This window comes from Halopelagius fulvigenes (genome assembly GCF_055398025.1).
Window position 1 is genome coordinate 2353252 of sequence record NZ_AP043846.1, and the last position, 22446, is coordinate 2375697.

26 protein-coding genes and 1 tRNA gene are annotated in these 22446 nt (G+C 67.4%); 10 read left to right on the forward strand and 17 right to left on the reverse strand.

Features of this window, described 5'->3' with window-relative positions; genetic code table 11:
* Nucleotides 1-13: 13 nt before the first annotated feature.
* The 3 genes from ACZ522_RS16945 to ACZ522_RS16955 all read right to left on the reverse strand — a co-directional run bounded on the left by ACZ522_RS16945 (nucleotide 14) and on the right by ACZ522_RS16955 (nucleotide 1611).
* Nucleotides 14-709 carry a helix-turn-helix domain-containing protein gene (locus ACZ522_RS16945; RefSeq protein WP_379696947.1) on the reverse strand — a complete coding sequence of 232 codons (696 nt, stop codon included), beginning with the start codon at nucleotides 707-709 and terminating at the stop codon, nucleotides 14-16.
* Nucleotides 710-803: 94 nt separating this feature from the next.
* Nucleotides 804-1382, reverse strand: coding sequence for a DUF7524 family protein (locus tag ACZ522_RS16950; RefSeq protein WP_379696945.1), 579 nt, complete (start codon nucleotides 1380-1382; stop codon nucleotides 804-806).
* 43 nt (nucleotides 1383-1425) lie between these two features.
* On the reverse strand, nucleotides 1426-1611 hold the full coding sequence (locus tag ACZ522_RS16955; RefSeq protein ID WP_092536263.1) for a methytransferase partner Trm112: 186 nt from the start codon (nucleotides 1609-1611) through the stop codon (nucleotides 1426-1428).
* Nucleotides 1612-1759: 148 nt separating this feature from the next.
* Here ACZ522_RS16955 and ACZ522_RS16960 point away from each other — a divergent pair, with 148 nt between their 5' ends.
* Entirely contained in the window at nucleotides 1760-2953 is a 1194-nt protein-coding gene (locus tag ACZ522_RS16960; RefSeq protein ID WP_379696942.1) for a hypothetical protein, read from the forward strand.
* 18 nt (nucleotides 2954-2971) lie between these two features.
* Here the strand turns inward: ACZ522_RS16960 and ACZ522_RS16965 are convergent, their stop codons facing one another.
* Nucleotides 2972-4303, reverse strand: coding sequence for an adenylosuccinate synthase (locus ACZ522_RS16965; RefSeq protein ID WP_379696940.1), 1332 nt, complete (start codon nucleotides 4301-4303; stop codon nucleotides 2972-2974).
* A gap of 241 nt (nucleotides 4304-4544) precedes the next feature.
* Between ACZ522_RS16965 and ACZ522_RS16970 the strand changes: the two genes are divergently transcribed.
* Nucleotides 4545-4850, forward strand: coding sequence for a hypothetical protein (locus ACZ522_RS16970; RefSeq protein ID WP_092536257.1), 306 nt, complete (start codon nucleotides 4545-4547; stop codon nucleotides 4848-4850).
* Between the two features lie 242 nt (nucleotides 4851-5092).
* On the opposite strand, the gene ACZ522_RS16975 is transcribed toward ACZ522_RS16970, so the two are convergent.
* A complete protein-coding gene (locus ACZ522_RS16975) occupies nucleotides 5093-7276 on the reverse strand; it encodes a DUF7527 domain-containing protein (protein WP_379696938.1) in 2184 nt (727 codons plus the stop codon).
* Nucleotides 7277-7649: 373 nt separating this feature from the next.
* On the opposite strand from ACZ522_RS16975, the gene ACZ522_RS16980 reads away from it, so the two are divergent.
* Complete coding sequence (locus ACZ522_RS16980) at nucleotides 7650-8543, forward strand: hypothetical protein (RefSeq protein WP_379696936.1); 894 nt, start codon at nucleotides 7650-7652, stop codon at nucleotides 8541-8543.
* A gap of 5 nt (nucleotides 8544-8548) precedes the next feature.
* Here the strand turns inward: ACZ522_RS16980 and ACZ522_RS16985 are convergent, their stop codons facing one another.
* Entirely contained in the window at nucleotides 8549-8890 is a 342-nt protein-coding gene (locus ACZ522_RS16985; protein ID WP_379696934.1) for a hypothetical protein, read from the reverse strand.
* Nucleotides 8891-8941: 51 nt separating this feature from the next.
* Between ACZ522_RS16985 and ACZ522_RS16990 the strand changes: the two genes are divergently transcribed.
* Nucleotides 8942-10594: a potassium channel family protein gene (locus ACZ522_RS16990; RefSeq protein ID WP_379696932.1), complete on the forward strand. Its 1653-nt coding sequence runs from the start codon at nucleotides 8942-8944 to the stop codon at nucleotides 10592-10594.
* Here the strand turns inward: ACZ522_RS16990 and ACZ522_RS16995 are convergent.
* The 3 genes from ACZ522_RS16995 to ACZ522_RS17005 all read right to left on the reverse strand — a co-directional run bounded on the left by ACZ522_RS16995 (nucleotide 10585) and on the right by ACZ522_RS17005 (nucleotide 13351).
* Entirely contained in the window at nucleotides 10585-11178 is a 594-nt protein-coding gene (locus ACZ522_RS16995; protein WP_379696930.1) for a DUF998 domain-containing protein, read from the reverse strand. The two genes, ACZ522_RS16990 and ACZ522_RS16995, sit on opposite strands and share 10 nt — an antisense overlap.
* Before the next feature lie 64 nt (nucleotides 11179-11242).
* Nucleotides 11243-12097, reverse strand: a complete 855-nt coding sequence (locus ACZ522_RS17000; protein ID WP_379696927.1) for a cytochrome c oxidase subunit 3 — start codon at nucleotides 12095-12097, stop codon at nucleotides 11243-11245.
* 174 nt (nucleotides 12098-12271) lie between these two features.
* Nucleotides 12272-13351: a phytoene/squalene synthase family protein gene (locus tag ACZ522_RS17005; protein WP_379696924.1), complete on the reverse strand. Its 1080-nt coding sequence runs from the start codon at nucleotides 13349-13351 to the stop codon at nucleotides 12272-12274.
* A 106-nt stretch (nucleotides 13352-13457) separates the two neighbouring features.
* Here ACZ522_RS17005 and ACZ522_RS17010 point away from each other — a divergent pair, with 106 nt between their 5' ends.
* On the forward strand, nucleotides 13458-14606 hold the full coding sequence (locus ACZ522_RS17010) for an acyl-CoA dehydrogenase family protein (RefSeq protein ID WP_379696922.1): 1149 nt from the start codon (nucleotides 13458-13460) through the stop codon (nucleotides 14604-14606).
* Here the strand turns inward: ACZ522_RS17010 and ACZ522_RS17015 are convergent, their stop codons facing one another.
* Nucleotides 14607-14903: a DNA-binding protein gene (locus ACZ522_RS17015; protein WP_379696919.1), complete on the reverse strand. Its 297-nt coding sequence runs from the start codon at nucleotides 14901-14903 to the stop codon at nucleotides 14607-14609.
* A 187-nt stretch (nucleotides 14904-15090) separates the two neighbouring features.
* On the opposite strand from ACZ522_RS17015, the gene ACZ522_RS17020 reads away from it, so the two are divergent.
* Complete coding sequence (locus ACZ522_RS17020; protein WP_379696917.1) at nucleotides 15091-15366, forward strand: DUF7111 family protein; 276 nt, start codon at nucleotides 15091-15093, stop codon at nucleotides 15364-15366.
* A gap of 1 nt (nucleotide 15367) precedes the next feature.
* On the opposite strand, the gene ACZ522_RS17025 is transcribed toward ACZ522_RS17020, so the two are convergent.
* On the reverse strand, nucleotides 15368-16045 hold the full coding sequence (locus tag ACZ522_RS17025; RefSeq protein WP_379696915.1) for a protein sorting system archaetidylserine synthase: 678 nt from the start codon (nucleotides 16043-16045) through the stop codon (nucleotides 15368-15370).
* Nucleotides 16046-16179: 134 nt separating this feature from the next.
* On the opposite strand from ACZ522_RS17025, the gene ACZ522_RS17030 reads away from it, so the two are divergent.
* Nucleotides 16180-16620, forward strand: a complete 441-nt coding sequence (locus ACZ522_RS17030) for a cupredoxin domain-containing protein (protein ID WP_379696913.1) — start codon at nucleotides 16180-16182, stop codon at nucleotides 16618-16620.
* A 135-nt stretch (nucleotides 16621-16755) separates the two neighbouring features.
* Here the strand turns inward: ACZ522_RS17030 and ACZ522_RS17035 are convergent, their stop codons facing one another.
* Genes ACZ522_RS17035 through ACZ522_RS17050 form a run of 4 tightly spaced genes read right to left on the reverse strand, consistent with a single transcriptional unit; the run spans nucleotide 16756 to nucleotide 19411 of the window.
* Nucleotides 16756-17400 (reverse strand): 30S ribosomal protein S3ae, encoded by a 645-nt coding sequence (locus ACZ522_RS17035; RefSeq protein ID WP_379696911.1) that lies wholly within the window; start codon nucleotides 17398-17400, stop codon nucleotides 16756-16758.
* On the reverse strand, nucleotides 17397-17678 hold the full coding sequence (locus tag ACZ522_RS17040) for a KEOPS complex subunit Pcc1 (protein ID WP_379696909.1): 282 nt from the start codon (nucleotides 17676-17678) through the stop codon (nucleotides 17397-17399). The genes ACZ522_RS17035 and ACZ522_RS17040 overlap by 4 nt, the downstream gene beginning before the upstream one ends.
* Nucleotides 17675-18919, reverse strand: a complete 1245-nt coding sequence (locus ACZ522_RS17045; protein WP_379696907.1) for a hypothetical protein — start codon at nucleotides 18917-18919, stop codon at nucleotides 17675-17677. The genes ACZ522_RS17040 and ACZ522_RS17045 overlap by 4 nt, the downstream gene beginning before the upstream one ends.
* Before the next feature lie 24 nt (nucleotides 18920-18943).
* Nucleotides 18944-19411 (reverse strand): 30S ribosomal protein S15, encoded by a 468-nt coding sequence (locus tag ACZ522_RS17050; protein ID WP_379696905.1) that lies wholly within the window; start codon nucleotides 19409-19411, stop codon nucleotides 18944-18946.
* Between the two features lie 240 nt (nucleotides 19412-19651).
* Between ACZ522_RS17050 and ACZ522_RS17055 the strand changes: the two genes are divergently transcribed.
* Both ACZ522_RS17055 and ACZ522_RS17060 read left to right on the forward strand, forming a co-directional pair.
* Nucleotides 19652-19723, forward strand: a tRNA-Ala gene (locus ACZ522_RS17055).
* Between the two features lie 339 nt (nucleotides 19724-20062).
* Nucleotides 20063-20590 carry a metal-dependent hydrolase gene (locus ACZ522_RS17060; RefSeq protein WP_379696903.1) on the forward strand — a complete coding sequence of 176 codons (528 nt, stop codon included), beginning with the start codon at nucleotides 20063-20065 and terminating at the stop codon, nucleotides 20588-20590.
* Between the two features lie 48 nt (nucleotides 20591-20638).
* On the opposite strand, the gene ACZ522_RS17065 is transcribed toward ACZ522_RS17060, so the two are convergent.
* Nucleotides 20639-20776 carry a hypothetical protein gene (locus tag ACZ522_RS17065; protein WP_379696901.1) on the reverse strand — a complete coding sequence of 46 codons (138 nt, stop codon included), beginning with the start codon at nucleotides 20774-20776 and terminating at the stop codon, nucleotides 20639-20641.
* A gap of 64 nt (nucleotides 20777-20840) precedes the next feature.
* On the opposite strand from ACZ522_RS17065, the gene ACZ522_RS17070 reads away from it, so the two are divergent.
* Nucleotides 20841-21740: an aldo/keto reductase gene (locus ACZ522_RS17070; RefSeq protein WP_379696899.1), complete on the forward strand. Its 900-nt coding sequence runs from the start codon at nucleotides 20841-20843 to the stop codon at nucleotides 21738-21740.
* A gap of 9 nt (nucleotides 21741-21749) precedes the next feature.
* Here the strand turns inward: ACZ522_RS17070 and ACZ522_RS17075 are convergent, their stop codons facing one another.
* Nucleotides 21750-22367 (reverse strand): class I SAM-dependent methyltransferase, encoded by a 618-nt coding sequence (locus ACZ522_RS17075; RefSeq protein WP_379696896.1) that lies wholly within the window; start codon nucleotides 22365-22367, stop codon nucleotides 21750-21752.
* Between the last annotated feature and the right edge of the window lie 79 nt (nucleotides 22368-22446).

Here is a 22446-nt window from a genome sequence, read left to right on the forward strand (position 1 = left end):
TCCCCCGAGGCGGTCACCGCCGGACGTTCGAGAGGGTCTCCGCCGACTCGGACCGACACAGCGTCGTCTCGACGAGTTTCTCGACGCCGGCGCGGACGCGTTTCGAGACGGCCTGCGGACTGACGCCCAGTTCCTCCGCGAGTTCGCCGAGCGACACCCGACTGGGCGTCTCGAAGTACCCCCGGCGGGCGGCCAGCGCAACCGCCTCGCGTTGCTTCTCCGTGAGTCGGTTCTCGCCGAGCGACGGCGACACCGCGGAGCGGATGCGGTCTATCTCGACGTCGGAACCGGCCTCGCACACCGTCGACTTCAGCGCCTGCAGCGCATCGTACGACGGGAAGCGCGCCTCGATGTGGATGCCGTGCACCGTCCGCGTCGATTTCAGCACGGTGATGTCGTTGTCGCGGAAGAACGGGAACAGCATCATCCACTCGTCCGGCACCGGTTCGGTGACGATTCGGTAGAGGCGGCGGTCCCCCGCGTCGGCCAGCGTCTTGAACTCGCCGACCGTCGGGTCGTTCGCCAACGCGAGTTCGTGCTCGTCGAGGTCGCAGCCCGACATCCAGCAGAAGAACACGTAGCGCCGGTCCCCGGGCTCGTCTTCGACGTAGTGGTAGTTTTCGAGCGTGCTGTGCGCGTCCGGAACCGCGTCGAACGTCGCCTGAAACAGCGGGGGGTCACTGATCGTAACCGTCGCGACGAAACTCACTGGGCTGGAAACGGCCCGACGACGTATGAACGCTATTCATAAAATAGATACAATCTCATAGACTAACCTATCTAACGGCGGCCGAATCGACCGGTCAGCGGATGAGAAACGCCGTCGCGACGAGCATCGCCCCGAGGACGACGCCGACGCCGAGGACGAGTGCCGTGCTCTCGACGGTGGTGACGACGACGGCAGCGACGAGGAGGGAGACGCCGACGAGGCCGAGGAACGGGACGGTGGTCCGCGAGGGGACGGAGACCGCCTCCCGGAGTTCGTCGAGGGTGGAGGGCTCCGGTTCTCTCCGCGGCGGTCGGGAGAACTCCTCGTCCACCTCGACTTCGGAGTTCGCCGCCGCCTCGGGGTCGATAGTCACGCGGACGTGCGCTTCCTCCGCGCCGTACCCGGTGACGACCCGGAGCGTCCCCGTTATCGGTTCCTCGGGCGCGGAGACGCCGACTCGGACGCGTTGCGTCCCGCCCTCCTCGACGTAGTGGTTGCCGCTTTCGAGTCGCGCCGCGGCGGAGAGCGTATCGTCGAGATGGACGTGTACGTGGACCGCCGCGCCCGCGTTGTCGAGGACGACCACGAACGGGCCGTCGGCCTCGAACGCGGCCGGCGCGGTGATGGTGTGGATGCCCTCTCCGTTCAGTTCGACTCTCAGCGACTCCGACACGGTGTGTCCCTCTCGGCGTGTAGTGAAAAACGTTCAGGTCCGACTAGTCGTCTCGCATATCCGGCGGCAGCAGATTCGGGATGCCGTCCTCGATGGGGTAGACCTCTCCGGTGACCGTCCCGACGAGACGCCCTTCGAGTATCTCGTCGCCGTCGCGTTCGTCGACCTCCAGTTCGAGGTCGCTCTTGTCGAGGGGGTCACAGAGGATGTCCATCAGGGATTCCTTCATCGTGCGACGGATGGACGGGGTGAAACAAAAGGGTACGGATTCTTCGATTCGGCGGGAGGCAGGGGAACTCCCTCCCGGCGGCGGACCCCCGGCCGGACGCGACGAACCGACGGAGAAAGCATTTACACTCGCGTTCGGAGTCGGAAACATGACCGGTCTCCCGCGCCGAACCGCCCTCCAACTCGCGGGGACGTCGTTCGCCGGCGCACTCGCGGGGTGCGTCGGAGGCACCGCATCCTCGGCGTTCGAATCACCCGCGAACGGATTCGGGGCCACGCCCGTCGAGTGGACGCGGACGTACGAGAACGCCCACTCCGACATCGGCCGTTCGCTCGTCGAAACGCCGTCGGGGTTCGCCTTCTACGGCGAGACGACGACGTTCGAGACGGAGGAGACGGCCGAACAGAGCGACGCGTGGTTCGTCGCGACGTCGCCCGCGGGGGAGGAACGGGCGAACCGTGCTCTCGGGGGCGACGGTATCGAGGAGGGCATCGACATCGTCGCCGACGGGGACGGCTTCGCCCTCCTCGGGTGGACGAGCAGTTTCGGCGCCGGAGAGAGCGACTTCTGGCTCGTCTCGGTCGATTCGAACGGCGACGAACGGCGGTCGAACACCTACGGCGGCGAACGGTACGACTACCCGAGCGCGCTCCTCCGAACGGACGACGGCGGGTTCCTCCTCGGGGGACGCACGGGAACCGACCCGGACGGTGCGTGGGTGGTCAAAACGGACGATTCGGGAACCGCGGAGTGGCACAGACGCTACAAGTACTCGGGGAGCGACGTCGCCTCGGCGGTGCAGACGGCCGACGGCGGCTACGTGCTGGTCGGGACGACCCGGACGTCGTCGGAGACGGCCTACGCGTGGGCGAAGAAACTCGACGCCGACGGGGACGTGGGGTGGACGAGATCGTTCCGAACCGACGACGGGAACCAGAGCGTGCACGCGGTCGAATCCGCGGCCGACGGCGGCGTCCTCGTCTCCGGGGGGACGGTGTTCTTCGCCCGGCGGACGTCGAGAGCGTGGGCGCGGAAACTGGATTCGTCCGGGGACACCGTGTGGAAGGCGACCGACGCGGACCGGTACCGTACGCGGGTGATGGCCGACGACGAGGGCGGTTCCGTCACCGCGACGAGCGAAGACGGCGGCGTCGTCCTCGTCGAACGGGACGAACGCGGCGAGGAACGGCGGCGTCGGCGGGTTTCGGTCGAGTTCGACCTCCTCAGAGACGCCGCACTCACCGCCGACGGCGGCGCGGCACTCCTCGGAACGAAGAACGTCGGATCGCTCGGAGACTACGGTCTCACCGACGCGGTTCTCGTGAAAATCGAAGCGGAGTGAGCGGTCGAACGGACCGGCTTACCGCTCGAAGGGGTTGACGAGTTCGACGGTTTCGGCGCGGTCCGGGCCGACGCCGACGGCGTAGACGGGCACTCCCATCTCCTCGGTGAGGTAGTTGAGGTACGTCCGAGCGTTCTCGGGGATGGCGTCGTAGCCCTCCTCCGCGACGGCGGTCCAGTCGACTTCCGGCCACGGTTCGAACTCGCGGAGGGTCGGTTCGCACTCCGCCCACCGTTCGGTCGTCGCGGGCATCGTCAGCAGTTCCTCGCCGTCTAGCTCGTAGGAGTGGCCCACCTTCACCTCGTCCAGTCCCGCGAGGACGTCGAGGTGGTTGACGGCGATGCCGGTGAACCCGCTGACGCGCGCGGCGTGGCGGAGCATCGGCATGTCGAGCCACCCGATGCGGCGCGGGCGGCCGGTGACGGTGCCGAACTCGCCGCCCTTCTCGCGGATGTCGTCGGCGAGTTCCTCCTCGCGTTCGTCGTCTTTCAGTTCGGTGGGCATGGGCCCTTCGCCGACCCGCGAGAGGTACGCCTTGACGATGCCGACGACTTCGCCCCGCCCGACGACGGTCGGACCGACGCCGGTGCCCGTGGACGCGCCGCCGGCGGTCGGGTTCGAGGACGTCACGTACGGGTAGCTTCCGTGGTCGATGTCGATGAGCGTCCCCTGTGCGCCCTCGAACATCACCCGCTCGCCGGCCTCGCGGCGTTCGGCGAGGAAGTCGCCGCAGTTGACGGTCATGTTCTCGTCTTCGAGGCGTTCGCCGACTTCGACGAACTCCTCGAAGAGGGCCTCGACGTCGCACTCCTCGCCCGCTTCGAGGCCGTACACGTCCTCGATGAGAGCGCGTTTCTGCGGGACGACGTACTCCAATCGCTGCCGGAGCACGTCGGGGTCGAGGAGGTCGCCGACGCGGATGCCGCGGCGTCCCACCTTGTCTTCGTACGTCGGACCGATGCCTCGACCGGTCGTCCCGACGGTCATGTCCGAGTCGGCCTTCGCCTCCTCTTCGATACCGTCGAGGCGGCGGTGGTACGGCATGATGACGTGCGCGCGGCGCGCGAGGCGGACGTCGGGGTCGAGTCCGCGGTCGCGAAGCGAATCTATCTCCGAGAAGAGCGTCCGCGGGTTGATGACGCACCCGTTGCCGAGGACGCCGACCTTCCCCCGAACCGCACCGCTCGGGACGAGCGACAGTTTGTACTCGTTTCCGTCTTCGACGACGGTGTGGCCGGCGTTGTCCCCGCCCTGATAGCGGACGACGACGTCGGCGTCTCCACCCCAGAGGTCGACGAGCGCGCCCTTGCCCTCGTCGCCGAGTTGGGAGCCGACGATTGTGACGGTCATAGTCGGCGGTTCATCCCCCCCGATTAAACCGATTACGGTCCTCCACCGAGAGATATGCACGAACACGTAACGCAATCGGAACCGAACGGCGACGCTACGCACTCTTGTGCATTATCCCCGCGAGAGACGTACCCAAACCGTTATCTACATCTCACCCGAAACGAGAGTCATCGCCTGCGGTCGTATCGAGTAACTGGAGAGGGCAACTTTTAAAACCTGCAAAGACAAGTTAACAAATGCCATGATAGACCGACTTGAGAAGGAAGTGGACATGTTGGAGCGGCACCTGCAGGTTCTGAAGATGGTCATCGAAAGCGAACCGATCGGTATCGTGAAGATGTCCAACGAGACGGGCTACCCGCACCACAAGGTTCGCTACTCCCTCCGCGTCCTCGAAGAGGAGAACCTTATCGAACCGTCGAGCCAAGGCGCCATCACGACGGAGCGTACGGCCGAGTTCGTCGACGAACTCGACGAGAAGCTCGACGAGATAGTCGACAAGCTGGACTCGATGAAAATCGAGGAAGCGGCCGAGATAGAGGGCTAACGCGAACTTCTGCCGAACGGAGTGCGCCGTGCGACGCCTCCGTACAGCGACTGCGCCGCCGTCGCCGCTCCTCTCTCTTTTCGGCGACGCCGGCACCTCGCACGCCGCGTAGGACTAACCGCCGACGACCGAAGCCGCGGACGAGAGCGACCGCTCCGTGGCTCTACGCGACAACACTTCACCGAGAGTAGCGGCCGCGCTACGCGACCCGACAGACCGCGAAAAAGGGCCGTCTCGCCGACTCAGAGGTCGGGGACGTTCACGTGGAACTCGTTGTTCCGCGCCTCGACGAGACAGAGGTGAAAGCCCTGCTTGCGCGAGAGCTTCACGAACGACTTGCGCTTCGACCGCGAGAGGAACCCGCCGCCCGTCTCCTCGGAGACGGCTTCGAGCGCTTCGGGGTCGAAGAACGACTCGGTGACGTAGAACGCCGTCGAGAAGGCGTCGTCGCCCTCGGCGACGGTGCGGGCGTTCTTGACGAGAGAGCCGACCATCGCCTGCGTCGTCGCGTTCCGCGACGTGTTCATGTCTGCGACGAACAGGGGGTCGCCCATCTGGTCGCGGAAGATGACGTCGAAGTCCCGTTCCTCGACGCCCTCCTCGGTTTCGACGCCGACGGTGCCGCGGAGTTCGACGCGGTCTATCCTCGGGATGGCGTCGAACAGTTCGCGCAGCGGGTTTCGGTTGCCCGTCTCGCCGATTTCGTACAGGAGGTCGGTGACGACCCACTTCGCGAAGCCGTACTCGGTGCTCTCGTGGAGGAACTCCGCGTACGGTTCGCCCTCGACGCCGAGTCCCTCGGTGTCGAACGTCGTGTGGTGTTCGAGGCGGAGGTTGTCGTTGACCTCCTCGCGCGTCACCTCGCCCCGGTGGGCGCGTTCCAGCGTCGCCTCGCCCTTCCGGTTGTAGCGGACGAACAGGTTCGTCCCCGAGAGCGCCTGCTTCGGCGACATCGACTCCTCGGCGACGAAGCCGCCGGATTGGGCTTCGAGTCGCTCCGTCAGACGCTCGACTTCGGCTTCGAGCTCTTCGACCCGCGCCTCCAGTTCTTCGGCCCGGCGTCGCTGTTCGTCGCGTTCCTCCTTCAGGCTGTCCCGCTCTGCTTCGAGCACCTCGCGCCGCGCCTGCGCCGCTTCGAGTTTCTGCGTCAGCGCTTCGGCGGACGAGGAGTCCGACGACTCGCCCCCGCTCTCAGCCGACGACGACTTTGAGACGCTCTCGGACGGCCCCTCGCGCTTCGACGCGGGCGCCGAAGACGACGAACTGCGGGAGCGCGACACCGACTGCTTGTTCTGACGCCGGCGCTTCTGCGCCGCCTGTTGGCCGCCGCCCTTCGACCGCGCGCGCGACTTCGTCGCCGCCTCGGACCCGTTCTGCGTGCTCGACTCGGAGGGGTCGAGCGAGGGGATAGAGCGCGCTTCGCGCCACTTCTCCTCCGCGGAGAAGGGGTCTCTGTCCGACCCCGACGAACCGTCGGCGCTCTCGTCGGACGACGAACGCCGTCGTTGCGTCCGTTCGGCGGCGCGCCGCCGTCGGTCGCCGCTCTCGTCGGCCGAACCGGGGGCTCCGCCGGACTCGCTCCCCGAACTCGGGGGCGTCCGAGCGTCCGCGTCGGCGGTCGTTCCCGCGTCCGCATCGGCCGCCGTGTCCGCCGCATCCGCCGCGTCCACAGTCTCCGTCGGCGACGCGGGGTCGGCGGCCGTCGGCGACTCCGCCGGCGTCGGGTCGGCCTCCGCGGGCGAGTCGTCCGCCGCCGCGTCGGCGTCGGTAACGTCGCCGGGCGTCGGTTCGTCGGGCGACTCCTCGTCCGCGACGTCGGACACGTCGGGCGCGGGCGTCGCGGCGTCGTCGCTCTCCGGTTCGTCGTCGGCGGAGACGTCCGCCTCGATCTCCGGGAGTTCGACGATATCGACGTCGGCCTCCTTCACCTCGTAGATGCCCACCTCGTCGTTCGCCTTCTCGAACGCCTCGTCGCCGGTGACGAGGCGGCGACTGCTGCCGACGAACGCCGCGCTCATCGACTTGCCGCCGTGGTAGACGACGTAGTAGTCCCCCGAGAGGACGTTCTCGCTCAGTTCGATGTACCCCGTGAACCCGCCCGCCGAGAGCGTCGAGTCGGCGTCCTTGAGGGGCGTCTCGTTCGTGTAGTACTTCGCTCGCGTCTCGCCGCCTGTCTCCATCATGGGGAAGAGGAGCGGAAGCGACGTGTCCGGCGCGCGGTACGCCGTCAGGTCGGCGTCCTCGAAGTCCTCGATACTCCCGTCGAAGACGCCGATGACGCGTCCGTTCAGCACGAACGCCCACGTCATCCCCGTCGAAACGGCCCCGGTGAAATCGCCGTCGGCGAGGCGGTGAAGTCCCTCGTACCCGCCGTCTACGGAGACCGCGTCCCACTCGGTCACCGAGTCGATGATTTGGCTATCCATTTGTCGGTATATCACAGAATGTGAATCAAATACTTTCCGGAGGATTTCGCCTCCGAACCCGCGATTCACGTCGGACGAGCGTCATATCGGGCGATGGTGATGCGTCGGGGGCGCACAGCCGCAGCTGGTCGCTCGTCCGGAAAACCGCACGACTCCTCCGCCGTCGGACGCATTTCGGAGGAATACGTGACGAAGATCTGAGAGGTGTTCCCCCGCCGCGAACGACCGCCGAACCGCGCGCGACAGACCGCCGCGCGCCGGAGTGCGCGGCGAGGGGTACGGCGTCCTCGGGTTGCATCTGGGGAGGACGTGTCGGAGCGACGACGCGACCCGAGACACGAGGATTTTTGTCAAGCCCAAATTATTTTCGTCCGTGCCTCCCACGCTACCCCAGACGTACTCGTACACGCGGTATCTCCGCGCGCAGGAGTCCATCGACGACGCCGCGCTTCACCGGCCGACGCTCGACCGGTTCCGCGCCGAACTTGACCGACTCGCCGAGCAGTCGGCGAACCCGCTCCGAATCGTCGACGCCGGCGGCGGCATCGGGTCGATGTGCCGCCGCCTCCTCCAGTGGGGCGTCCTCCCGGAGAACGTGACGTACGTCGTCCTCGACGCCGACCCCGAAACCGTCCGCATCGGCTGCGAGACGGTGCGCCGGTGGGTCGGAGAGAGCGACCGAGAGGCGACGTGGGAGTCCGAGGACCGACTCTACCTGCCGGCGTCTTCGACGACGGTGCGGTTCGTCGCCGACGACGCCTTCCGCCACCTCGACGCGCGGACGTACGACGTTCTGGTCGGCCACGCCTTCGCCGGCACCATCGACCTCCCGGACGGCCTCTCGGCGCTTCTCGACGGCGTCGAGTCCGGCGGCGTCTGCTACTTCCCGATGACGTTCGACGGCCAGACCGCCTTCCGGCCGTCCGGCGACGACGACGCGACGCGGGCGATACTCGACGCGTACCACGCGTCGATGAGCCTCGACGGCGGGTCGGCTCAGTTCGGCGGGGCCCTCCTCGACGCCGTCGTCGAGGCGGACGCGGAACTGCTCTCCGCCGGCGGGTCCGACCGGGTCGTCTCCCCGCCGTACGAGGGCGAACAGGCGTACTTCCTCCACTACCTCCTCCGCCGCGTCGAACGGGCGGTGGGCGACGACGTGAACGACGACGCGGTGCGGCGGTGGGTCGGCGGGAAGCATAGGGCGATCGCGGAGGAGGAACTGACCTACCTCGCACAGAACGTGGACGTGCTCTTCCGCGTCGCCTGAGGAGGTCACGCGTCTCGAAGCGCGTCTCGGAGCGAGACGCCCCCGAGGACGAGCAGGTACGTCGCGAGGCCGGCGACTACGACCGTCACGGCGACCGGGCCGACCCGGGCGACGCCGACGGCGGCGGCGACGAACGCCGCGAGGACGGCACCGATCTGGACGGCCGGCCGGTCCCACGCGCGGCGGACGCGCGGGGCGTCGAACGACAGGAGGCCCTCGAGTACGAGCGCTCCCGCCGCGCCGAGGGTCGCGGCGAGAGGGTCCGCGGGGGCGTCGAGGAGGACGCCCGCGCCGACGAGGGGAATCGAGACGAGGACGGCCAGGAGTGCGTCGCGGCGACGGCCCATGGGTAGCCTACTCTCGGGGGACTTTTAGCCGCGGAGGGTTCACGGCGGAGTATGCCAAACGGGTTGGAGTCGAGGGTTCCCGACGCCCGCCGCCGGTTCGTGCTGTTCGCTATCGGGTCCGCGGTGTTGATGCTGGCCTACGCGGCGGTGTACCAGTGGGCGCTCGGTACCTTCGAGGGAGCCTCCGTCTCCTACGTGCAGGCGCTTCAGGTCGTCGTCGAGACGTTCTCCACCACCGGATACGGCGAGCAAGCGGGACTGTGGTCCACGACGCCGATGCTGGGTCTGATGATCCTCATGCAGATGACCGGCGTGGCGGTCATCTTCCTCACCCTCCCGCTCTTTTTGGTCCCCCTCGTCGAGGAGGCGCTTCGAACGTCGCCGCCGTCCTCCGTGGACCACTCGGAGCACGTCGTCGTCTGCACGTTCACCCCCCGCGGCGACGTTCTCGTGGACGAACTCGACTCGATGGACGTCCCGTACGTCGTCGTCGAGGAGGACCGCGAACGGGCCGAGGAGTTGCACTCCGAGGGGTACGACGTGATTCACGGCGACCCCGAGACGGTCGAGGCGTTGGAGGACGCCAACGCCGAGGAGGCCGTCGCACTCGTCGCCGACGACGACGACGAGACGAACGCGAGCATCATCCTCTCGGCGAAGCAGGCCGCGCCCGACCTCCGCGTGGTCAGCATCATCGAAGAGAGCGCCGCCGCCGACTACCACGAGTACGCCGGCGCGGACAGCGTCGTCTCGCCGCGCCGCCTCGTCGGCGAGAGCCTTGCTCGGAAGGCGGCGACGCCCATCTCCGCCTCGATGAGCGACGCCATCGAAATCGGCGACGACTTCGAGATAGCCGAGGTGTTGGTCAAGCGGGGGAGCGAACTCGAAGGCGAGACCATCGCCGAGAGCGCCATCGGCCGGCGCACCGGCGTGAACATCATCGGCGCGTGGTTCAGAGGCGAGTTCGTCAGTCCGCCCGCGCCGACGGACGTCATCGACGAGCACACCATCCTCCTCGTGACCGGCCGCGAGTCCCAACTGGAGCAGGTGAAACGACTCACCCGGTCGCAGACGCGCAGACACCGAAACGGGAAGGTCATCGTCGCCGGGTACGGCGAGGTGGGGACGACGGTGGCCGACGCTCTCGGCGGCGCGGGCGTGCCGAGCGTCGTCCTCGACGTGGAGGAACTGCCCGGCGTGGACGTCGTCGGCGACGTGCGGGACAAACAGAGCCTCCGGGCGGCGAACATCGAGGAGGCCCAGAGCGTCGTCCTCTCACTCGACACCGACACGAAGGCCATCTTCGCGACGCTCGTCATAAAGCACCTCTCGCCGGAGACGGAGGTCATCGCCCGCGCGAACGAGACCGAGAACGTGGCGAAGCTCTACCGCGCGGGCGCGGAGTACGTCCTCGCCCTCTCGACGGTGAGCGGTCGCATCCTCGCGTCGAACCTCACCGAGGAGACGGTCATCGCGCCCGAGTCGCAGGTGGAGCTCGTCCGGACGAGAGCGCCGGAAATCGCCGGGAAATCGCTCGCCGAGGCGGACGTGCGCGCCCGGACGAACTGCACGGTCGTCGCCGTCGAACGGGACGGCGAACTCATCACCGAGGTGGGACCGGACCTCATCGTCCGGTCGGAGGACACGCTGGTCGTGGCCGGCACCGACTCGGACATCAACTCGTTCTACGAGCGTTACACCTGAGGCGAGGTGTCCGAGTTCCAGAGCGAGCGAAGCGGTGCGGGCGGCGAGAGGCCGACCACCCACGCCGCGAACGCGACTGCGCCCGCGAACTCGGGGACGGCCAGCCCCGGGCCGAGTCGCACGCCGCGGAGCCAGAGCCCCCACGAGGCGACGTGCGCCGCCGAGAGCGTCAGCGCGAGTCTCCCCGACGCGGTGTCCAGTCGGAGAAGCCCGTCCGCGGCCATCGCCGCCGTCAGCGAGAGGAAGAAGGAGACGGCGACGGGGAAGTGAAGCGCCGCGCCGGCGGGGAAGACGCCGACGAGTCCCATCGACGCGACGGCGACGGCGTAGCAGGCGGCGACGACGCCGGAGTGTCGCCGGAGGACGAGGGCGTATCCGAGTGCGACTGCACCGCCGAGGGCGAGGCTGGCGTTGAACAGGAGCGCCGTCGGCGGCCGAACGCCCAAGTCCGAGAGCGCGCTCCCGGCCCACGAGAACGTCGGCGAGACGACCGTCGCGAGCGTCACGCCCACGAGGGCGACGAGCGAACCGAGCGCTCCGAGCGCGCGGGCGACGCGGCGAGAACGGGGAGAGAGTCGTATCACGGGGACGGTTCGAGGAGAACGGTTCGGAACCCCGCCGGGGGCGGGGTCGGCGAGCGTCGGCGCGTCAGACGCCGATTTCCGCGCCGGCGTACAGGACGACGACGAGGAAGATCCAGACGACGTCCACGAAGTGCCAGTACATCGACGCCGTGCTGACGGAGACGTGCCGTTCCGCGGAGTACTGTCCCATCAGGGCGCGGACGAAGACGATGCCGAGGAGGACCGCTCCGAGACTCACGTGGAGTCCGTGGAGCCCCGTCAGCCCGTAGAACGCCGACCCGAAGATGCCGGTTTCGAGGGTGAAGTTCGAGTGGACGATGAACTCGTAGTACTCGTACACCTGCCCGCCGATGAAGATGATACCCAAGAGCAGGGTGACGGCGAGTCCGCCCACGAACTGCGTGCGGTTGTTCTTGCGGATGCCGACGTGCGCCCAGTGGAGCGTAATCGACGAGGCGATAAGGAGCGCCGTGTTGATGAGCACAAGCGACCCGAGGAGGTGCGGTAGCTCCTGCGGCGGCCACGTGCCTGCACGGATGTAGAAGTAGTATCCGAACAGCGCGCCGAACGTGCCGAGTTCGGACCCGAGGAAGGCAAGCATGCCCCACCTCAGTTTACTCTCGCCTTTCTCGCTCGCACTCCGCGACCAGAAGTGGCTCACGAACGCGTGGTAGAGCCACCCGTATATCCCCACGAGGAACAGCGCGACGCTGCCGACGAACACCGCCGGACCCACTATGGGGCCGACGATCGCGTTCTCGCCGCGCCCGAGGATGTAGAGTGCGGCGGCCACGTAGATGCCTGCGCCGCCCACCGCGGTGACGAAGGGCCACCAACTGGCCTCTCCGAAGCCGCGAGGCCAGTCCTCGACGGCCGGTAAGTGGTGGCCGTGGTCGTCGTGTGTTTCTTCGGTACCCATGGACGGAGGTTGCTTTTCGACTACTAAAAATCCTCCCAAGTTTCCCCCGCAACGAGGCGGCGAGTGGACGCCTCGTTCCGAACGCGGAGCGTCGCCGCCTCGGATGCGAGGCGGCCGCGCCGTCCGTCGGCCGTTCGTCGGTTGTCGGTCGGCGTCGACCGTCTTCGACCGGCGTCAGTCGGCGGTGGACGCCGCCTGGTGGTACGGGCGGGCGAAGATCTCCGTCCGCAGGTCGGCGAGGGCGTCGCGTTCGACGGGGCCGCCGGTCATCGCGGCGACGACGGCGAACACCTCCTTTCGGGACACCTTCACGCCCTTCGCGGAGATGGCGTCCTCCGGGTTCGAGAGCAGTTCGCGGAGCGTCCCGACCGAGAGTAAGAATGGGATCGCCCACGCGGCCAGCGTGTTCCCGTTCCGGAGCGGAACCGTCTCCAGGTACGTCTCGGCGTCGTCGAGGAACGACGCGGCGTGTTCGGCGGTCCGGCGGACGACCGACGAGACGGCGCTCTCGTTCTCTTCGGCGAGTATCTCCTCTTGGGAGACGCCCTCCTCGGCCAACCACTCCTCGGGGAGGTAGACGTTGTTCTCGGCGGTGTAATCGTCGTGCACGTCCTTGGAGATGTTCACCAGTTGGAGGAGGAGGCCGAACTCCTCGGCGGTGTCGTACAGGCGCGACCGGCGCTCGGCGGTCAGGTCGTCGCGCGTGACGAGGTTGGTGATGAGGTTGCCGACGGTGCCGGCGGCGTAGTAGCAGTACTCCTCTAACTCCTCGGGCGACTGGATTCGCAGACCGCCCTCGTCGGCGTAGCGTTCGACGAACATCGCCATCCCCTGAACGAGTTCCCGGACCGGCGGCCGAACCGCCTCGCGGACGTCGTCCGGAAGCGCCTCGAACGTGCGGACGACGCGGGGGGCCTCTTCGACGACGCGCCAGTCCTCGTTCATCTCCCCGTCGGGCGGGAGGTACGGTTCGACGGCGTCCGTGAACGCCTCGATCTCCGTCCCGTCGTCGGGGTCCAACGCCGCGTCGTACGCCCGCAGGATATCCGCCTGCGCGTCCGGTGGTATGTCCGATGCGTCCTCTACGGTGTCCGCGACGCGGCAGAGGAGGTACCCGATACAGATGTGCGAAGCCATCGGCTCGTCGAGAACGTCCACCGTCAGCGCGAAGGTGCGAGAGACCCCTTGGACCGACTCGTGGCACCACTCGAGGTCGGCCCGATCGACGTGGGGGCGGTCATCCTGCTGAGACATTCGAAGTAGGTCAATCTATGACGTGAGACATAAAAAGTTCGTGGGCGCGGTCGGAGCGAGCGAGAGCGAGGCGAAACCTGAAGTATCGACCATGAGAGATACGCGCATGGACTTCGCGCTCTCCCCCGAACAGCGACAGATACGAGACGTGGTCTCGGAGTTCGTAGACAGGGAGGTTCGGCCGCGGGCCGCCGAGATAGACGAGACGGACGAGTACCCCGCCGACCTGATTTCGGAGATGGCCGACCTCGACCTGATGGGGATGCCGTTCCCCGAGGAGTACGGCGGCGCGGGACTCGACTACCACTCCTACGCCATCGGCCTCGAAGAGATAAGCCGCGGAAGCGGCGGACTCGGCACCATCGTCGCCGCCCACACCTCCCTCGCCGGGAACATGCTGTACGAGTTCGGCGACGACGACCAACGGGAGCGGTTTCTGACGCCGTTGAACGCGGGCGAGGAGTTGGGCGCGTTCGCCCTCTCGGAACCGCAGGCGGGGAGCGACGTTCCGGCGATGGGGACGACGGCGACGCAGGAGGGAGACGAGTACGTGCTTGACGGCGGGAAACTCTGGACCTCGAACGGGTCGGAGGCCGATACGGTCGTCGTCTTCGCGAAGACCGACCCCGACGCCGGGCGGAAGGGCATCTCCTCGTTCGTCGTCCGCCCCGAGGAGGACGAGGGGTTCGTCGTCGAGGGGACGGAACACAAACTCGGCGACAAGGGGTGTCCGACCGCCGAACTGCGGTTCGACGGGATGCGCATCCCCGCGGACCGCCGACTCGGCGAGGAGGGCGAGGGGTTCCTGCAGGCGTTGAAGACGCTCAACGGCGGCCGAATCACCATCGCCGCGCGGGGCGTCGGCATCGCCCGCGCCGCACTCGACGACGCCGTCGCCTACGCCGAGGACAGAGAGCAGTTCGGCGAACCCATCGGCGAGATACAGGCGGTGAAGCACAAACTCGCCGACATGGACACGAAGGTGCAGGCGGCGAAACTGCTGATGCACAGGGCCGCGGACCTGAAGATGCGCGGCGAGTCGTACGTCAAGGAGGCCGCGCAGGCGAAACTGTACGCCAGCGAGGCGAGCAGGGAGGTGGCCGACGAGGCGATTCAGATCCACGGCGGGTACGGCTACACGACGGACTTCCCCGTCGAACGCTACTACCGCGACGCGAAGCTGAACGAAATCTACGAGGGGACGAGCGAGGTGCTCCGCAACACCATCGGCGACAGGGTGCGGAGCGAACGGTAACTACTCCGCCGGACGCGCCTCCTCGCCTGCCTCGACCCGGTCCGTCAACCACTCGTAGTACGACTCGACGCCGTCCTCGCCGCGTTCGGTGAGATCGTACACCTCGTGGATGTCCTCCGTCCGTCGCGCGAGGTGGCCCTTGGAGACGAGGGCGTCGAGCGTCCCGTAGAACGATTGGGGGTCGATGCGCGTCCCGTAGTGCGCCTCCAACCGTCGCTTCAACTGCTGTCCGCGGAGTTCGCCCGCGTCGTAGAGGACGGCGCAGAGGTCGCGGCGGCGACCGCTCTGGAACCACATGGGCGGACGGTCGGCCACCGAGAACACGTCAGTTTCGTTCCCGGCCGACGGTCCCGCGAGCGAGTGAACCGAGCGAGTGGGACAGCGGCGAGGAAACGAACGACTGACGGTGCGAAGTGACGGACGGAAGCGAGCGGACTCGCCGAGAACCGGTAGTTTCGATTACCGGCCCACCCTACGCCCGCCCATGAGCGAACGCGAGGCGACGGCGAACGGTATCACCGCCCGCTACTACGAGACGGACGCCGAACGCGTCTTGGAGTTCACCGGCGAACGCGGGACGGCGGCGGTGGCGCAGAACATCGAGGGCTACGCCATGCTGAAGGTCCGCCCGACGCCCGACGGCGACGAACTCGAACGCTACTACGGGTTCGACATGGCACTCGACCACGCCGCCGAACTCCTCGGCGTGTCGCCGTCGGACCTGCCCGTCCCCGACCCGGCGGCGGACATGGGGATGTAGGTCAGTCCCGCCGCCAGTAGAACACCGGCCCGAAGAACAGGTACGCCAGCGCCAAGAACAGCAGTCCGAACGCGAACACCTCGCCGGGTTGGCCGGTCAGGAGGACCGCCAACGCCTGCACGACGCCCATGATAATCGCGTCTTGGGCGTGCAGGTCGGGGTAGATTATCGTCGTCACCATCAGGGCGGCGAGGAGGTACACGAGGGGGACGAGAACGACCGGTTCCGCGAACCCCGCGAGGACGCCCGCGGCGAGAATCGTCGCCGCGAGCGTCGTCTGGACGCCCTTCGTCTCGGCCACGTCGCTGTCGTAGGCGGTGTAGAGGCCGAGTCTGACGACGGCCATGGCGACGAACCCCGCCGCCCCCGCGAGGCCGACGGCGAGTCCGACGTCGCCCGCCCACCGCATCTCCAACACGACGGCGGCGACGAGGAACGCCGGCGCGACGCCGAACGAGGCCACGTCGGCCAGCGAATCGAGGTACTCGCCGACCGCTGTTCCCCCGCGGCGGCGGGCGATGACGCCGTCTAAGGCGTCGGCGATGGCCGCGAGCAGGATGAGTCGCGCGGCGAGCGAAACGTCAACCGTCGCGGCCACCGCCGCGAGGAATCCGAGGGCGGCGTTCGAGACGGTCACTGCGTCGGCGAGTCCCATCTTGCCGACGAACCGGGGCATCATACTTCGGCGTCGGCGACTGCGGTTTTTAGCTTTTATATCTTCGCGCGGGTGACGCCGCGTCGTCGGCCGAACGCGAACCGGCGTTCGACGCCCGAACCGGGCCGCCTTTACCCCCCGCGTTCCGAGGGACGAACATGAACGGTCTGTCGCGCCGGAGGTTTCTCGTCGGCGTCGGTGCCGTCGGAACGAGCGGACTCGCCGGGTGTTCGGGCGTCGCCGGGTCGGGGTCGGACTCCGGGTCCGAGGAGTACGACGTGGGGATGACCGCCGTGGCGTTCAACCCGGCGGAGATAACGGTGTCCGCGGGCGAGGAGGTGGTCTGGCAGAACACGAGTTCGCGGGGACACACCGTCACCGCCTACGAGGACTCGATTCCCGAGGAGGCCGCGTACTTCGCCAGCGGCGGGTACGAGGACGAACAGACGGCGCGCGAGGAGTTCAGAAACGGCGTCAACGGCATCATCGAGAGCGGTAGTTCGTACTCGCACACGTTCGAGGTGCCCGGAACCTACGAGTACGTCTGCATCCCGCACGAACAGTCGGGGATGGTCGGCACCGTCGTCGTCGAGGAGTAGTCGGTACCGCCGTCCGCCGCCGGTGGCCTCTCGACACCTCCCGGTCCGGAGCGGACGCGCCGCTCTCCGTTCGCTCCGTCCGCCCGAGCGCCAAAAAGTGCGAGTCGGTCGAATCGCCCGACGAAGGCGGCCGAGTTAGGCTTCTTCGACGGCGATGTCCTCTTCGTCCACGTCCACGGCGGCCTCCTCCTCGGCGGCGACCTCTTCGGGACGCGCTTCGAGGGAGAGCTTCTGGACCTCGACCCGGCGGAGCGGGTAGATGGTCTTGGCCTCGCCGTAGATGGCCGAGGAGAGGCGGCCCTCGACGATGCTATCGACGAGTTCCGCGAAGGTGCGCTCCTCTGCGGCCTCCTCCACGAGGTCGATCATGACCCGGCGGATGGCCTGCTCTTGGGAGCGGTCGGCCTTCTTCGTCGTGAACGCCACGGGCTGCACCTGGACGCGGTAGTCGTCCGTCGTCAGAATCGTGATGTTCGCCGCAACCTTCGACGCGCCGCGGCGGACGAGACTACGGAGGTAGTCCCGCGTGAGCTCGTGCTGGACGAACTCCGTGTACGCCGCGTCGCTGGACACGTCGTTCACCTTGAAGGTGAGCTTCGTGTTGTTCGCACCCTGGTCTCCGGTGAGTTCGCCGAGGGTGACCTCGACGGTGCGTCCGTACACCTTCTCCGGCTCGTCGGCCATCGTCGAGCCGATTTCCTGCCGGTCGAACTGCTCCGGAGCGATGAGGGTGTACCATCGCTTCCCGCGCTTCTGCTTCGAGACTGATCGTTCGCTCATGATTGGTAGTTACGTGCTGTGTCGATGACGGCGTCTGCCACCGTCAGGTTGACCACGGCGTCGTCCACCGTGGACTGCAGCCCGCCCGTCGTCTCCCGTTCGACGGTCGTCGTGAGGGTGTCCCCCTCGACGACCATCCGGATGGAGTCGGTGTTGTCCGGACGGAGCGACTCGGCCACCGCGTCGGCGGCGTCGTGCGTCGTCCGGAGGCGGGCCGTCCGGGACTCGACGGCCCCGGGCGTTTCGCTGTCGTGTTCGGTTCGATTCTCGCGCGTCACGTCGACGCCTCCCTGACTGCCGCGATTACCTCCGCTTCCTCCGCGTCCGCGTCGAATCTCGCGACCGCTCGCTTCGCGTCGCCGTCCCACGCCCCGTCGTCGGCGTCGACGCCGCCGCCGAACTCCTCGGTGACGGCGGACATCGCGTCCGCCGCCCCGCGTTTGACCGCCGCGGCGGCCGCGAGGCCGTCGCCGACGACGAGGACGAGCGGTTCCGGCGACCGGAAGTCGCGGACGAGTCGCGCGACGGTGGCGAGGCGACCGACGCTGTCGGCCGTCCCATCGTTCGCGCGAACAACGAAGACGCCCTCGTAGCGGCCGGTGTGCGCCTCGCGGACGCCCGCGTGGACGGCGACGGCGTGGTCGCGCCACGCGTCGAGCGCCGGCACACGGGCGTCGTGCCCCAACGCGAGTGCGACGCCGGTGCCGGGGCGTTCCCGGGCCACCGCGTCGAGGACGTCGGCGAACCCGCCGAGCGTCGCGAACGTCGCGTTCGGCGTCGCGTACGGGCGGAGGGCGCGTTCGACGGCCTCCGCCGCGCGGGGCGTCGCGTCGTCGTCGCCCGCGACGTCGAGGGCGAGGACGGACGCCACGGTTCGGTGCCCGTCCGCGTCGAGCTCCGCCGGGAGGTCGGTCCCCGCGAGCGCCGCGGTGGCCGCCTCCCTGTCGCCCGAGAAACTCGCGTGCGCGAGCGTGCTGTGGGCGAGTCCGTCCGCGATGTCGGCGACAGGCGCGGCGATGCCGGGCCGTCGCTCCACCGCGCCGGTCCGTTCGGCGACGGTGAGGAGGCCGCCGTCCGCCGCGCCGGGGTGTTCGCCGGCGGCGACGACGCCCGCGAGGGCGAGAAGTGGGTCGGGACCCGACTCTCCCTCGGGCGTCAACGCCTCGGCGACGCCGTGTGCGCGGAGACTGGCCGTCCCGTCGCCGGGCGCGATGGTCGCGTCCGCGCCGGGGATGCGCGTCCCCACCGAGAGGAGCACGTCGTCGGCGCTCCCGCCGACGGTCGGTTCGCCCTCGGAGTCGTCCGCCGAGGACGCGACCGCTTCCTCGGGGAACGCGACGGCGCGCACGTGGAACGGCACGCCGACGCGGCGGAGCGTCCGGGCAACGAGGCCGCCCGCCGCGAGTGCGTCGCCGTCGGCGCGGCAGACGACCCTGACGAACGGGGCGTCTCTCAGCGCGGCGGCGACGCTCTCGACGGGGGCGTCCGGGGCGTCGGCCGGGTTCGGTTGTGCGGACATCGGAGTCGGAATCGAGGTGGGTCGTTACTCTTCGAGGAGGCGGACGGCGACGTCGTAGTTGTACGTGAAGTCCTCGTCGAGCTCGTCGCCTCGGTAGTAGTTGACGAGGCGGCGAATCTTCGACTCGGTGTTCTGGAGGGCCCGCTTGTTCTGCATGTCCTGCGGGTTCTCCTCCATGTGTCGGCGGAGACCGATTGCGCGCTCCATCAGGTTCCGGAGGTCCTCCGGAAGCTCGGGCTCGGCGTCGTTCTCTTCGAGAATCTCGGTGACCTTCTTCCCGGTCGCCAGTTTGACGCTGGGGACGGGGGTTCCTTTGACGCCTTCGTCGCGGAGCTTCAGACCGATCTGACTGGGGTCGTAGCCCTGTTCCGCGAGTTCGACGACGCGCGATTCGACGTCGTCCGCATCGACGTCGCTCCACTCCGGGGGTTCGTCTGCCACCGGCTTGTCCGAACTGGACGAGCCACGGCGGCGGGTATGCATTCGTGCCATTGTTGTTCGGTTGGAACGGCACAGACCGCAGAAATACGCGACTGGCGGCTGACCGCGACCGGTCGAGCGCCACACTTCCGCAATCCCAAGCCGCGCGAGGCGCGGCGAGTCAGATTTGCGGCCGTGCTGTTCCCGTGTGAGTCCATCCGCGCTCCGCGGAAAAGGGTTGCGACCCGCGCCGCCGTCTCCGAAAGTCGAAGCCCTTAATACCGACACCGGAAAAGCAAAGAGTGCGTTCGAGGGCTCGTAGATCAGGGGTAGATCACTCCCTTGGCATGGGAGAGGCCCCGGGTTCAAATCCCGGCGAGTCCACTACTTTCTCTCGACATCACCGACGAACGGAGTGAGTCGCGTGTGTCGAGTGCAGTCGTGTCCTGTTCGAGGCGGGATTTGAACAGCGAGCGAACGGAGTGAGCGAGTGAGTTCAAATCCCGGCGAGTCCACTCAGTTCCTTCCGTCGCTTCGCTCCGTCAGTCGTTCGTGGACTCACCGTAGTCCCACTCGCTCGTGGGACTCCCGGCGAGTCCGTCCGACGTGCCTCTCAGCACGGTCGAACAGGGACACACGTTCTGACCGCCAGTTGCTTCACAATCGTTGACTCCGAAGGGGCACCCGCCAACGATGATGACGCCAAATCACGGTACCGCTGGGTTGCTTCTCTCCCTCACAGTTACGGAATGGCGTCCGGAGTTAGGGGGGATCGTAGCCCTCTGCGCCTTTTTCGGGGGAGTGTTCCCCGACTTCGATGCGTTTCGGTGGGAACACAGGAAGACGCTCCACTTTCCGGTCTACTACGGGGTCGTGACGCTACTGCTCCTCTCTTTGGCAGTCGTATCCGACTCGGTGGTCGTAGTGGCAGGACTGTACTTCTTCGGAGCGGCCGCTCTCCACTGTTACACCGATTACTTCGTCGGAATCGACAAACCCAGCGACGAAACCGACGGTGACGGCGTCCTGTATCTCCATCCACGCGGGAAGTGGGTCGGACCGAAGAAGATTATCGATCACGCCGGTAGTTCGGGAGACCTTCTCGTCGGAATCCTCCTCGCGGTTCCACCACTCCTCTACTACAGTGATCTGCCGTTCTGGCTCACCGTGCTCTCTCTCACGTGGAGCGTCCTTTACTTCGGGAAACGCCTGTATTCGAGGCACAAGAGGGAATCCTCCGAGCCCTCGTGAACTCCGGTCGCCGTCGCACGCACCCGAGCCAAACGGCGAGGAAGCCCGTCAGACTCGTATCATCGGCACACTGGAGTCGTGGTGTTCGGTGCGGTAGTCGTGACTCTGTCCGGAGGAGTCGCCGGGGGCGGTTCGGTCTTCGAGGTACGGTTCCTTCGCCCGTCGTGGTGTGATCGGTTCGAGCACCGCTGGATGCAGGCGGCTACTGTTTCGGGTTCACAATTTTACGTCTCGCTTCCGTACGCGACGTATGAAGACCCGTGCGCTTGGCGACACCGGCCACGAGAGTTCCGTGCTGACGTTCGGAACCATCGCGTTGAACTACCTCGACCAGGAGGACGCGAACGAGATGGTCGAGTCGGTGTTGGACGCCGGCGTGGACCACTTCGACGTTGCGCCGTCGTACGGCGACGCCGAGGTGAAACTCGCGCCGAAGCTGAACGAACACCGCGACGAGATATTCCTCGGCTGTAAGACGCAGGAGCGGTCCTACTACGGGGCGTGGGGGTCGCTCGAACGGTCGTTAGACCGGTTGGGCGTCGACACGATCGACCTGTTCCAGTTCCACGCGGTGACTCGATACGACCAACTCGACGCCATCACCGGCGAGGCGAGTCGCGGACGCGGCGAGGGCGACCACGGCGGCGCACTCCGGGCGTTCGAGGAGGCCAAAGAGGAGGGGATAATCGACCACATCGGTCTGACGAGCCACGGCGACCCGAGCCTCGTCCGGAGCGCCATTAAACGGATACCGGAGCTCGAAACCGTGATGTTCCCGTTCAACGCCACCCTCGACGCTCGCGAGGGCCCCGAGTACGACTACCGCTCCGTTCTCGACCTCGCGCGCGAACGAGGGCTGGGAACCCTCTGCATCAAGGCCTTCGCGAAGCGACCGTGGCCCGACGACGTCCCGGAGGAGGAGCGACCGTACGACACGTGGTACGAACCCTACGACGACCCGGACGACCTCGAAGAGTGCCTCCGATACGCGCTCTCGCAGGGGATGACCTCCATCCCCAGTGCCGGCGATCCCGCTCTCGTCCCTCCGATTCTCGAGGCGGCCCGTCGATTCGAGGAACTGCCGGAGCCCGACCAGACCAGACTGCGCGAGGAACGCGACGGCGACGACTCGCCCGTGCCCGCGCCCTGAGGCGGGGCCTCACAGAACCCGGAACACGCGAACCGTATCCCGCTTCCCCGGTTCCGAGAGGAGTTGCGCGAGGCCCAACTCGGAGAAGACGCGCTTCCAGTTGCGGTGATACAGGGGGAACTCGTCGTTGACGTAACTGACTTCCGCGCCCTCTCGTCCGCGGTGGGGGCTGTTGCCCTCGTTCTCCGCGGTGATGAGCAGGTCCGAGGTGACGCGAATCAACTCCTCGAACACCCACTCGTCTTCGGGGTGGACGTGCTGGAGCGTCTCCACCGAGTAGATAACGTCGAACTCGTCGTCGTCGAACTCGGGGACGACGTCCTCGACTGCGCCCGTGTAGAACGTCCCCGTCTCGGCGAGTTCCGGGAAGTACTCCGCCATCACGTCGAACGACTCGTCGTTGATGTCGATGCCGGTCAGGTTCTCGTACCCGTTGTCTCGGAGGTGCGCGAGATGGCGACCGGAGCTGCAGCCGACTTCGAGGACGTCGGCGTCGTCGTCCACGTAGTGTTCGAATACCGCGAGGAGCGTCTCGCTGACTTCGTTCGGCCCGATCCGCGCGTAGTACTCCGGGGAGAAGTCTCCGGAGCGTTCGGCCCAGCCGCGACGGTTGTCGTCCGGTTCCACGGGTGACGCGACGAGTTCGAGGAATATAGAATTCGCGAAGTTCGCGCACCGCTCGTCGGGGCCGGTTCGGAGGAGGCGG